Below are 11,747 nucleotides of genomic sequence, written 5' to 3'. Positions count from 1 at the left end.
TGCTGACGCGCGGCGCGCTGATCGCCGACGAGGCGTGAGCCGCGCTTAGAGCACTTTCCGATCCTTTTGGATCGGATGTAGTGCTCTATCATGCTGATAAATCGAGCATCTTTATCCGATCAGATGACTCCATCTGATCGGATGATGCTCTAGCCCCGGTAGATCCGCGCGGCGTTGCCGCCGAACACCGCATCCACCGCATCAGGCGCCATCATCCCGGTGAGGGCTTCCGCCGCGCCGCGCCAGGCATCGTAGGAGGCGGCGAGGGTGAGCACCGGCCAGTCGCTGCCCCAGAGAATCCGGTCCGCGCCGAAGGCGTCGAACACGGTGCGGGCATAGGGGGCGAGCGCGTCGAAACCGGCACCAGGCGCCGCTTCGGTGATGAGGCCGGAGAGCTTGCAGGCGATCGCCGAGTCGGCGGCGAGGTGGTGCAGCGCCTCCGCCCAGGCGGCGTGGCCGCGCTCGGCGATCGCCGGCTTGGCGGCGTGGTCGAGCACCATGGCGAGGCCGGGATGCCGGCGCGCGAGTTCGACGCAGCGCGGCAGGTGCGCGGGGCGGACCAGCAGGTCGAGCACCAGGCCGGCGCGTTCCATCGCCGCGAGGGCGGGTTCGATCTCCGGGCGCAGGATCCAGTCGGGATCGGCGATGTCCTGCAGCATCGGGCGCAGGCCGGCGAGGCGTGGTTCGCCCGCGAGGGCGGCGATGCGGGCTGGCGCATCGTCCGCTGCGAGATCGGTCCAGCCGACGACTGCGCGGACGAAGCCGCCGGCGTGGGCGGCGATGTCGAGCAGGAAGCGCGTCTCCGCCTCAGTGGGCGCAGCCTGGACGAGGATGACGGCGTCGATCCCTGTCGCGGTGCGGCGGGCCTCGTCGAGCGTGATCTCGCGGCAGATCGGCAGGTCCGGCGTCAGCCAGCCATAGTCGCCGCGGGCGGGCGACCAGAGATGGAGGTGGGAGTCGATGCGCATCAGGCGGTCAGCGCGCGGTCGAGATGGACATAGCCGCCATCGACGACGTGATGCTGGCCGGTGACGTGCGAGGCGGCGGCGGAGAGCAGGAAGACGACGCTCGCCGCGATTTCCGCCGGCGTGGTCATGCGCGCGCCGAGCGGGATGGTGCGGGTGATGGCGGCGCGGCGGGCCTCGGGGTCGGGCTGGGCGGACAGCCACTGGTCGTACATCGGCGTGGCCACCTCGGCGGGGAGGACGGCGTTGACCCGTATGCCATCGGCGGCGAGTTCGGCGGCCCATTCGCGGGTGAGGCCGAGCAGGCCGCCCTTGGCCGCGGCATAGCCGCTGGTGCCGCCCTGGCCGGTGAGGGCGACCTTGGAGGCGATGTTCACCACCGCGCCGCGCGACTGGCGCAGATGCGGCAGGCAGAGATGCATCAGGGTGAAGCACTGCACGAGATTGCGTTCGAGCGAGGCGCGGAAGGCTTCGAGTGCTGCATCGAGCGTGCCGCCAAGCCCGGCGCGATCGTTCACGCCGGCATTGTTCACCAGCCCGTCGATCCGGCCGTGGCGCGCGGCGATGGCGGCGATGGCCCCGGCGCAGGCGGCGGCATCGGTCAGGTCGAGGCGGTGATGCTCGCCGGGTGCTGCGGTGCGGTCGAGCACCACCGGCACGGCACCGGCGCCGGCCAGCGTGTCCACCACCGCGGCGCCGATTCCCGAGGCACCGCCTGTGACGATGACGATCTTTCCCTTGAGCCCAAGCTCCATTGCTGCTCCCTTCCCTGCGGGTCGTGCCAGATATCGTTGTTGTATAGAAACGAAATCGGCATCGCCGGCGCGGACGCTATCAACCGGCCGCGGGCCGCGCAAGCCGGCGCGCGATGCCGCGATGGTGAGGCGCCGGCGGCGGCGGCCCGCTTGTCAGCATTGCTGCATATCGATATTCTGCACCCCAATGGCCGATGGCGGACGCCTTCGGCGAAGGGGAGGAACAACGATGCGAGCGAACGACCCCGGAACGGGCGCGCCGGTCGGAACGGAGATCTCGGCATGAGCGTGCCCGCCCTTGAGGTGCGCGGCGTCGACAAGCGGTTCGGCGCGGTCGAGGTGCTGCGCGACGTGTCGCTCGAAGTGGCCCCAGGCGAGGTGCTTGGCGTGGTCGGCGACAACGGGGCCGGCAAGTCCACCCTGATGAAGGTGATTTCCGGCGTGCACCGGGCCGATTCCGGCTCGATCCGGCTCGGCGGCGAGGAGATGTCGTTCCGCTCGCCGCGCGATGCGCGCAATGCGGGGATCGAGACGATCTACCAGGACCTCGCGCTTGCCGATCATCTCGATGTGGGCGCCAACATCTTTCTCGGCCGCGAGCCGATGCGGCGCTTCATGGGCCTGGTGCCGATGCTCGACGAGCGGAAGATCCATGGCGAGATCGCCGCCCTGCTGGCGCGGATCGAAAGCCACATTCCCGATCCGATGACGCGGGTGCTCGACCTTTCCGGCGGGCAGCGCCAGGCGGTGGCGATCGCGCGCGCGCTCTACTGGCGGGCGAAGGTGGTCATCATGGACGAGCCGACGGCGGCCCTCGCCGTGATGGAAACCGAGAACGTGCTGAAGATGGCGCGGCAGCTCGCCGGCGAGGGGATCGGCGTGCTGTTCATCGGCCACAACCTCGTCGAGATCCTCAAGGTCTGCGACCGGGTGATGGTGATGTATCGCGGGCGCAAGGTGTTCGACGCGCGCTCGGCCGAGACGTCGCAGACCGAACTGATCCGCTACATGACCGGCTATGCGGATGCCGAAACCAACGAAGCCGAAAGGGAACATCCATGAAACTACGCAAGACATTGCTCGGTGCCGCGGCGGTCGCGCTGCTCGGCGGCATGGCGGCGGCGCCGGCCATGGCGGCCGCGCCCACCGTTCATTCGCTGCCGGTGCCGGCCAAGCCGGCGAAGCATTATCATTTCACGCTCATCACGAAATCCAACGCCTCGCCCTACTGGCTCGCGGTGCGCGAGGGGGCGGACGCGGCGGCGAAGAAGTTCGGCGTTTCGGTCGCCTTCGAGGCGCCGGCCAGCGGCACCGACCTCGCCGGGCAGATCGGCATGGTCAATAACGCGGTGACAGGCGGCACTGACGGCATCATCCTCGCCGCGCAGAATCCGCAGGCGCTGCTCAAGCCGGTGAAGTCGGCACTCGCGCATCACATTCCGGTGGTGACGGTCGATTCCGGCCTGTCGCCCAACATTTCGGACTGCTTCCTCGCCACCTCGAATGTCGGGGCCGCGGCGGCGCTCGCGAAATATACGGCCGACCACCTGATGGGCGGCAAGGGACAGTATGCGATCGTCGACTTCAACCACACCGCCTCGACCGGAATCGCCCGGCCGAAAGGCTTCATGCTCGGGATGAAGTCCTATCCGCACATCAAGAAGATGGGGCCGATCCAGTATTCCAACAACGACGTCAGCGCCGGGCTGCGGATCGCGACCACGATGCTTACGCAATACCCGCATCTCAAGGTGATCTTCGGCGCGAACGACCGCGCGGCGCTCGGCCCGGCCGAGGCGGTGCAGCGCGCGCACGCCAAGGTGAAGGTCGTCGGGTTCGATGCCGATCTTGGCGAGATCGCGCTGGTCAAGGCGGGGATCATCCAGGCCTCGATCCTGCAATCGCCCTACGACATGGGCTATTACGCGGTGGTCGCGCTGCTCGACAAGCTCGACGGCAAGACGCTGCCGAAGCGGATCAACACGCCGTATTTCCTGCTGACGCCGAAGAATCTCGGCTCCAGCCAGGCGACGGCGGCGATCCGCCAGTACGCGCCCAAGTATAACCCCGCGGGCTGAGGGAGACTGGCGGACGATGGACCAGCAGGCACGAACAGCCGCGCTCGACGTCGAGACCATTCCGCGCGGGCGCATGCTGTGGCGCTTCGTCCGCCAGATCGCCTTCGCGCTGATCAGCATCGTGGTGCTGGTCGTCGCGTTCGGCGTGCTGAACCCCCGCTTCCTGAGCGGGGGAAACTGGTTCCACATCGCCCAGCAGGTCGCGGTGATCGCGATCCTGGCGACGGGGCAGACCTTCATCATCGCGACCGCCGGGATCGACATCTCGCAGGGCTCGGTGGTCGCGCTGTCGTCGATGATCTGCGCGATCGCGATCGTCGATGCGCACATGTCGTCCGGGGTGGCGATCGTGCTGACGCTGGCGCTGGGGGCGGTGATCGGCGCGATCATCGGACTGTCGGTGGTCGTGCTCGGCGTGCCGCCCTTCATCGCGACGCTGGGCATGCTCGCGGTCGCACTCGGCGCGGCGCTGCTGACCACCAACGGCACGCCGGTGTTCGGCCTGCCGAACGGGTTCCAGGAGATTTCGCAAGGCACCGTGCTGGGCTTTCCCAACATGGCGTGGATCGCGGTGCTGCTCGCGCTGTTCTCGGCCTATCTGCTGAACAAGACGCGGTTCGGCCGCTACACGCTGGCGATCGGCAGCAATGCCGAGGCGGCGCGCCGGGTGGGCATCAACGTGCCGCGGCATCTGCTGCTGGTCTATGTGTTCGGCGGGATCGTCTCGTCGCTCGCCGGCGTGATCTATCTTGCCTACACGGCGGCGGCGCAGCCGACCTCGGGGGCGAATTACGAACTCTATGCGATCGCCGCGGTGGTGATCGGCGGCGGGTCGCTGTTCGGCGGGGTGGGGACGATCCTCGGCAGCATCCTCGGCGCGCTGCTGATGACGATCCTGAAGAACGGCACGCAGCTGGCGGGGATTTCACCCTATGTCGAGCAGGTGATTCTCGGGATCGTGGTGGTCGGCGCCGTCTATGTCGACAATCTGCGGCGGCGGCTGCGCTGAGCTGAAAGCCGCCGGCCGGATGCGGGCATCCGGCCGGTCGGGCAGGCGGTCAGGCGAGGTCGAAGCGGTCGAGCTCCATGACCTTGGTCCAGGCGGCGACGAAGTCCTTCACGAAGGCGGCCTCGCCGTCCTGCGTGCCGTAGACCTCGGCGAGCGCGCGGAGCTGGGAGTTCGAGCCGAACACGAGATCCACCCGCGTTGCCGTCCACTTCACCGCCCCGCTCTTGCGGTCGCGCAGCTCGTAGACGCCGGGCTCGGCGGCGGGGTGCCAGCTCATGTTCATATCGAGCAGGTTGACGAAGAAGTCGTTCGTCAGCGCGCCGGGGCGGGTGGTGAAGACGCCGTGCTTCGCCCCGCCGACATTGGCGCCGAGGGCGCGCATGCCGCCGATCAGCGCGGTCATTTCCGGGGCCGTCAGCGTCATCAGCTGGGCGCGGTCGATCAGCTGTTCCTCCGGCGCGCGCGGATCGCCCTTGCCGAGATAGTTGCGGAAGCCGTCGGCCTTCGGCTCCAGCACCGCGAAGGAGGCCACGTCGGTCTGCGCCTCGGTCGCGTCGGTGCGGCCGGGGGTGAAGGGCACGGTGACGTCATGGCCGGCCGCCTTCGCCGCCGCCTCGATCGCCGCACAGCCGCCGAGCACGATCAGGTCGGCCAGCGAGACCTTCTTGCCGCCGGTCGCCGCCGCGTTGAACTCGGCCTGCACCTTTTCGAGCGCGGCGAGCACCTTGGCGAGTTCGGCCGGCTCGTTCGCCGCCCAGTCCTTCTGCGGGGCGAGGCGGATGCGCGCGCCGTTGGCGCCGCCGCGCTTGTCCGAGCCGCGGAAGGTCGCCGCCGAGGCCCAGGCGGTGAGCGCGAGGCGGGTGGGCGCGATGCCGGTGGCGAGAAGCTTCGCCTTCAGCGCCGCGATATCGGCCGCGTCGATCAGCTTGTGGTCCACCGCGGGAACCGGGTCCTGCCAGATCAGGTGCTCGGCCGGAACCAGCTTGCCGAGATAGCGCGAGACCGGCCCCATGTCGCGATGGGTGAGCTTGAACCAGGCGCGGGCGAAGGCATCGGCGAACTCGTCCGGATTCTGGTGGAAGCGGCGCGAGATCTTCTCGTAGGCCGGGTCCATGCGCATCGACAGGTCGGTGGTGAGCATGGTCGGGCGGTGCTTCTTCGCGGCGTCGAACGCATCGGGGATGACGTCACCCGCGTCCTTCGCGACCCACTGCCAGGCGCCGGCGGGGCTCTTGGTCAGCTCCCATTCGTAGTTGAACAGGTTGTCGAAATAGAAGTTGCTCCACTGCGTGGGCGTCTGCGTCCAGGTGACTTCCGGGCCGCCGGTGATGGCATCGCTGCCCTTGCCGGTGCCGTAGCTGCTGATCCAGCCAAGTCCCTGCTGCTCGATCGGCGCGGCTTCCGGCTCGGGGCCGACCAGGGCGGCGTCGCCGGCGCCATGGGTCTTGCCGAAGGTGTGGCCGCCGGCGATCAGGGCGACGGTTTCCTCGTCGTTCATCGCCATGCGGGCGAAGGTCTCGCGGATGTCGCGCGCCGCGGCCACCGGATCGGGCTTGCCGTTGGGGCCTTCGGGGTTGACGTAGATGAGGCCCATCTGCACGGCGGCGAGCGGGTTTTCGAGGTCGCGGTCGCCGCTGTAGCGCTTGTCGTCGAGCCAGGTCGTCTCCGGGCCCCAGTAGATGCCCTGGTCGGGCTCCCAGGTGTCGACGCGGCCGGCGCCGAAGCCGAAGGTCTTGAAGCCCATCGATTCGAGGGCGACGTTGCCCGCGAGGACCATGAGATCGGCCCAGGAGATCTTGCGGCCGTATTTCTGCTTGACCGGCCAGAGCAGGCGGCGGGCCTTGTCGAGATTGGCGTTGTCGGGCCAGCTGTTCAGCGGAGCGAAGCGCTGCTGGCCGGCGCCGGCGCCGCCGCGGCCGTCACCGATGCGGTAGGTGCCCGCCGCGTGCCAGGCCATGCGGACGAAGAGCGGGCCATAATGGCCGAAATCGGCCGGCCACCAGTCCTGCGAATCGGTCATCAGCGCCTTCAGGTCGGCGATCACCGCATCGAGGTCGAGGGTCTTGAATTCCGCGGCGTAATCGAAATCCGGATCCATCGGGTTCGACAGCGCCGAGTGCTGGTGCAGCATGCCGAGATTGATCTGGTTGGGCCACCAGTCGGCATTGGACTGGATGCCGGCCGAGCTTGACCGGGTCGCGCCGCCGGTGACGGGGCATTTCGCTTCTGTCGACAAGTCTTCCTCCGTTGATTGCCTGGGATGCCTGTCCGCCCGGGGTAGCGACTCGATTCCGATCGGTCAAATCCATTTTATGGAATGGAACAATAGGTGAAACCTATTGCAATCAACGTGAAACAGTTCGTCTCGGAGTGCGGCGGGACGGCGCGGAATTGCCGCGGTGCAGCAACGAAAACGGCTTGCGGCGGTGCGGCGGCGCGGTATACCGGCTGTGCGTTGGTGTTTCCAGTGTGCGTCTGCCGCACAAACGGCGGCGCACCGCGACCGGCCGGAAGACCGGCGGCGAGGCGGGAGGGCGAATGGCGATGGAAACGAGGACGAGGGTCGGCATCATCGGCGCGGGGCCGGCGGGGCTGATGCTCGCGCATCTGCTGGCCCGGGCGGGGATCGACAGCGTCGTGCTGGAGCGGCAGTCCCGCCATCATGTCGAGCATCGGATCCGCGCCGGAATCCTTGAACACGACGTGGCCGAACTGCTCCGCGCGACCGGGCTCGGGGCGCGGATGGACACGATCGGCTTTCGCCATGACGGCACCAACCTGCTGTTCGACGGCGCGCTGCACCGGATCGACTTCGCGCGGCTGACCGGCCGCCATGTGATGCTCTACAGCCAGCACGAGGTGGTGCGCGACCTGATCGGGGCGCGGGTGGCGGCGGGGCTGCCGATCGTCTTCGAGGCGGAATGCGCGGCGATCGAGGGGATCGGGACGGCGCGGCCGGCGATCGTCTATCGGCATGACGGCGCCGAGCACCGCCTCGACTGCGATATCGTCGCCGCCTGCGACGGGTTTCATGGCGCCGGCCGCGCCGCGCTGCCGGCGGCGGCGGCGCGCGAATACGACCGGGTCTATCCGTTCGGCTGGCTCGGCATTCTCGCGGAAGCGCCGCCCTCGAAGGACGAGCTGATCTACGCCAATCATCCGAACGGGTTCGCGCTGCTGTCGATGCGGTCGGCCACGGTCAGCCGGCTCTACATCCAATGCGGCATGGAGGAGCGGCTGGAGGACTGGCCGGACCAGCGGATCTGGGACGAGCTGGCGCGCCGGCTCGATCATCCGGGGTTCAGCCTGAACACCGGGCCGGTGATCCAGAAGGGGATCACGGCGATGCGCTCCTATGTCGTCGAGCCGATGCAGGCGGGGCGGCTGTTCCTCGCCGGCGATGCCGCGCATATCGTGCCGCCGACCGGAGCAAAGGGTCTGAACGCCGCGATCGCCGATGCCGCGCTGCTGGCCGGCGCCATCGTCCGCTGGGCGCGGGGCGAGGCCGGCGCGCTCGCCGGCTATGGCGCGGCGGCGCTGGACCGGGTGTGGAAGGTCGAGCGGTTCTCCTGGTGGATGACCTCGATGATGCACCGGTTCGACACGCATACCGGGTTCGACCGGCGGATGCAGCACGCCGAGCTGGAGTATTATACGCAGTCGGAGGCGGGGCAGACCGCGCTGGCCGAGAATTATGTCGGCCTGCCCTTCGCCGTGCCGGAGGGGGTGCCATGAACGAGACCGAAGCCGACGGGATCGCGCCGTCGCGCAGCGCGCAGCCGCCGCTCTCGGCGCCGGATTATCGCAGCACGGCGCTGCGCGCGCCGCGCGAGATGCCGGTGGCGATTCCGCAGACGCTGACCGAGACGACCGGGCCGGTCTTCGAGCCATCGCGCTTCGCGCCGACCGACAATCTCGCCGTGAATGACGGGCACGAGGCGATGGGCGAGCGGATCATCGTCACCGGGCGGGTGCTGGACGAGGCCGGGCGGCCGGTGCCGCGCAGCATGGTCGAGATCTGGCAGGCGAATGCCGCGGGGCGCTACAACCACAAGGGCGATACGCATGACGCGCCGCTCGACCCGCATTTCCGCGGCGCCGGGCGCGTGTTCACCGATGACGAGGGGCGCTACCGCTTCGTTACGGTCAAGCCGGGCGCCTATCCCTGGGGGAACCACGCCAATGCGTGGCGGCCGAATCACATCCATTTCTCGCTGTTCGGCGCCGGGTTCGCCGCGCGCCTGATCACGCAGATGTATTTCCCCGGCGATCCGTTGCTCGAACTCGACCCGATCTTCCACGCGGTACCGGACGCGGCGGCGCGGGCGCGGCTGGTGGCGGCGTTCGATATCGGCGTCACCGAGCCGGGGCGGGCGCTCGGCTATCGGTTCGACATCGTGCTGCGCGGCCGCGCCGCCACGCCGATGGAGGGGTGAGGGATGGAGATGTCGGCGCAGCAGACGATCGGGCCGTTCTGGCACCTGATCGACCAGCCGGACTGGTGGGATCTGACGCGGTTCGGCGCCGCCGGCGCGCGGATCGTGATCGAGGGAAGGATCACCGATGGCGCGGGGGCGGCGGTGGCCGACGCGGCGGTGGAGCTGTTCCAGGCCTCGCCCGCGCGGGATGCGGTGTTTCCCGGCTATGGCCGGGTGGCGGCGGATTCGGAGGGCCGGTTCCGCTTCGCCACCGTGATGCCGGGCCCGCTGCCCGGGCCGCGCGGGGCGAACGCGCAGCAGGCGCCGCATTGCGGCCTGGCGCTGCATGCGCGCGGCCTGCTGCGGCCGCTTTTCACGCGGATCTATTTCGCCGGGGATGCGCTGAACGCGACCGACCCGGTGCTGAGCCTGGTGCCGGCGGCGCGGCGCGACACGCTGGTGGCGGACGAGACCTCGCCCGGCGTCTGGCGGCGCGACATCGTGCTGCAGGGCGAGGGCGAGACGGTATTTCTGGACTTTTGAACAAGGGAAGCAGCGCATCCATGACCGAGGCCTTTATTTGCGAGTATGTGCGGACGCCGTTTGGGCGTTATGGCGGGACGCTTTCAGCGGTTCGCGCGGACGATCTGGCGGCGGTGGCGATCCGCGGGGTGATGGCGCGGGCGGCGGGGCTCGATCCGGCGGCGGTGGACGAGGTGCTGTTCGGCTGTGCGAACCAGGCGGGCGAGGATAACCGGAACGTGGCGCGGATGGCGCTGCTGCTGGCGGGGCTGCCGGAGAGCGTGCCGGGGGCGACGGTCAACCGGCTGTGCGGCTCCGGGCTGGATGCGGTGGGGAGTGCGGCGCGGGCGATCCGGCTGGGCGAGGCGGGGGTGGCGATCGCCGGCGGGGTGGAGAGCATGACCCGCGCGCCCTTCGTGATGCCGAAGGCTGGGGCGGCGTTCGACCGGTCGAACGCGGTGTATGACACGACGATCGGCTGGCGCTTCGTCAACCCGCTGATGAAGGCGCAATACGGGGTCGACGCGATGCCGGAGACGGCGGAGAACGTCGCCGCCGATTTCAACATCTCGCGGGCGGACCAGGACGGGTTCGCGCTGGCGAGCCAGCGCAAGTGCCAGGCGGCGGCCGAGGCCGGCTTCTTCGCCGGCGAGATCACCCCGGTGACCATTCGCGGCCGCAAGGGTGACACGGTGGTCGACACCGACGAGCATCCGCGGCCGGAGACGACGCTGGAGGGGCTGGCCAGGCTGAGCACGCCGTTCCGCGAGCCCGGCACGGTGACGGCGGGCAATGCGTCGGGGGTGAATGACGGGGCGGCGGCGCTGATCCTCGCCTCGGCGGCGGCGGCGCAGGCGCATGGGCTGACGCCGCGCGGGCGCGTGGTCGGCATGGCGACGGCGGGTGTGCCGCCGCGGATCATGGGCATGGGGCCGGCGCCGGCGGTGAGGAAGCTGCTGGCGCGGACCGGGGTTTCGCTGGACGCGGTGGACGTGATCGAGCTGAACGAGGCCTTCGCGGCGCAGGCGCTGGCGGTGACGCGGGATCTCGGGCTTGCGGATGACGACCCGCGGGTCAACCCGCATGGCGGGGCGATCGCGCTGGGGCATCCGCTGGGCGCGTCGGGGGCGCGGCTGGCGGGCACGGCACTGCGGGCGCTGGAGGCGCGGGGCGGCAGGCTGGCGATCGCGACGATGTGCATCGGTGTCGGCCAGGGCATCGCAGTGCTGATCGAGCGGGTGTGAGGCGATGATCGACAAGTTCGTGGCCTCGGTCGAGGCGGCGCTGGAGGGGATCGGCGATGGCGCCGCGATCATGGTGGGCGGGTTCGGCGCGGTGGGGCAGCCGAACGCGCTGGTCGACGCGCTGGCGGCGCGCAACCTGCGGGGGTTGACGCTGATCGCCAACAACGCGGGCGGTGATTTCGGCGGGATGCCGAAGCTGATCGAGCGCGGGGCGATTGCCAGGGTGATCTGCTCCTATCCGCGGGCGAGCCGGCGGACGGCGTTCGACGAACTGTACGAGGCGGGGAAGATCGAGCTGGAACTGGTGCCGCAGGGCACGCTGGCGGAGCGGATCCGCGCCGCGAATGCCGGGATTCCGGCCTTCTTCACGCCGACTTCGGCGGGGACGGAGCTTGCGGCGGGGAAGGAGACGCGGCGGATCAACGGGCGGGACTGCGTTCTGGAATACGCGATCGAGGCGGATTTCGCGCTGATCGAGGCCTGGGCGGCGGACCGGTGGGGGAACCTGACGTTCCGGCGGGCGGGGCGCAACTTCAACCAGATCATGGCGGGGGCGGCGAAGGTGACGGTGGCGAGCGTGCACCGGCGGGTCGAGCTCGGCGCGCTGGATCCGGACCGGATCGTGACGCCCGGCGTGTTCGTCGACCGGGTGGTGCTGGTGCCGGAGCCGATGGAAGGGGAGGCTACGTGATGGAGGGGACGGTGATGCGGCGGGGCTGGTCGCGCGCGGAGATGGCCGCGCGGGTGGCGGCGGAC

At 69.6% G+C, this 11,747-nt stretch carries 11 protein-coding genes; 8 read left to right on the top strand and 3 right to left on the bottom strand.

Translation table 11 applies throughout. From position 1 onward, the window contains the following. Nucleotides 1–149 precede the first annotated feature (149 nt). A complete protein-coding gene (locus APM_RS13870) occupies nucleotides 150–968 on the bottom strand; it encodes an amidohydrolase (protein ID WP_007423994.1) in 819 nt (272 codons plus the stop codon). Further along, nucleotides 968–1,720: an SDR family oxidoreductase gene (locus APM_RS13865; protein WP_007423992.1), complete on the bottom strand. Its 753-nt coding sequence runs from the start codon at nucleotides 1,718–1,720 to the stop codon at nucleotides 968–970. The genes APM_RS13870 and APM_RS13865 overlap by 1 nt, the downstream gene beginning before the upstream one ends. 282 nt (nucleotides 1,721–2,002) lie before the next feature. On the opposite strand from APM_RS13865, the gene APM_RS13860 reads away from it, so the two are divergent. Genes APM_RS13860 through APM_RS13850 form a run of 3 tightly spaced genes read left to right on the top strand, consistent with a single transcriptional unit; the run spans nucleotide 2,003 to nucleotide 4,807 of the window. Next, on the top strand, nucleotides 2,003–2,782 hold the full coding sequence (locus APM_RS13860; protein ID WP_007423993.1) for an ATP-binding cassette domain-containing protein: 780 nt from the start codon (nucleotides 2,003–2,005) through the stop codon (nucleotides 2,780–2,782). After that, a complete protein-coding gene (locus APM_RS13855) occupies nucleotides 2,779–3,798 on the top strand; it encodes a substrate-binding domain-containing protein (RefSeq protein WP_007423991.1) in 1,020 nt (339 codons plus the stop codon). The genes APM_RS13860 and APM_RS13855 overlap by 4 nt, the downstream gene beginning before the upstream one ends. A gap of 16 nt (nucleotides 3,799–3,814) precedes the next feature. Next, the gene (locus APM_RS13850; protein ID WP_007423990.1) at nucleotides 3,815–4,807 is read left to right on the top strand and encodes an ABC transporter permease; all 993 of its coding nucleotides are present in this window, start codon (nucleotides 3,815–3,817) and stop codon (nucleotides 4,805–4,807) included. Between the two features lie 49 nt (nucleotides 4,808–4,856). On the opposite strand, the gene katG is transcribed toward APM_RS13850, so the two are convergent. Continuing rightward, a complete protein-coding gene (katG, locus tag APM_RS13845; protein WP_007423989.1) occupies nucleotides 4,857–7,043 on the bottom strand; it encodes a catalase/peroxidase HPI in 2,187 nt (728 codons plus the stop codon). A 302-nt stretch (nucleotides 7,044–7,345) separates the two neighbouring features. On the opposite strand from katG, the gene APM_RS13840 reads away from it, so the two are divergent. Genes APM_RS13840 through APM_RS13820 form a run of 5 tightly spaced genes read left to right on the top strand, consistent with a single transcriptional unit; the run spans nucleotide 7,346 to nucleotide 11,682 of the window. Beyond that, nucleotides 7,346–8,542 carry a 4-hydroxybenzoate 3-monooxygenase gene (locus APM_RS13840; protein WP_007423988.1) on the top strand — a complete coding sequence of 399 codons (1,197 nt, stop codon included), beginning with the start codon at nucleotides 7,346–7,348 and terminating at the stop codon, nucleotides 8,540–8,542. Beyond that, nucleotides 8,539–9,243, top strand: coding sequence for a protocatechuate 3,4-dioxygenase subunit beta (gene pcaH / locus APM_RS13835; protein WP_007423987.1), 705 nt, complete (start codon nucleotides 8,539–8,541; stop codon nucleotides 9,241–9,243). The genes APM_RS13840 and pcaH overlap by 4 nt, the downstream gene beginning before the upstream one ends. Nucleotides 9,244–9,246: 3 nt before the next feature. Beyond that, complete coding sequence (pcaG, locus tag APM_RS13830) at nucleotides 9,247–9,768, top strand: protocatechuate 3,4-dioxygenase subunit alpha (RefSeq protein WP_007423985.1); 522 nt, start codon at nucleotides 9,247–9,249, stop codon at nucleotides 9,766–9,768. Nucleotides 9,769–9,788: 20 nt separating this feature from the next. Beyond that, nucleotides 9,789–10,991: a 3-oxoadipyl-CoA thiolase gene (pcaF, locus tag APM_RS13825; RefSeq protein WP_007423986.1), complete on the top strand. Its 1,203-nt coding sequence runs from the start codon at nucleotides 9,789–9,791 to the stop codon at nucleotides 10,989–10,991. Between the two features lie 4 nt (nucleotides 10,992–10,995). Beyond that, on the top strand, nucleotides 10,996–11,682 hold the full coding sequence (locus APM_RS13820) for a 3-oxoacid CoA-transferase subunit A (protein ID WP_007423984.1): 687 nt from the start codon (nucleotides 10,996–10,998) through the stop codon (nucleotides 11,680–11,682). Nucleotides 11,683–11,747 lie beyond the last annotated feature (65 nt).

This window comes from Acidiphilium sp. PM (genome assembly GCF_000219295.1).
GTDB lineage: Bacteria > Pseudomonadota > Alphaproteobacteria > Acetobacterales > Acetobacteraceae > Acidiphilium > Acidiphilium multivorum.
The sequence above is the reverse complement of the archived record's forward strand: the minus strand, read 5'-3'. Positions and strand labels throughout refer to the sequence as shown.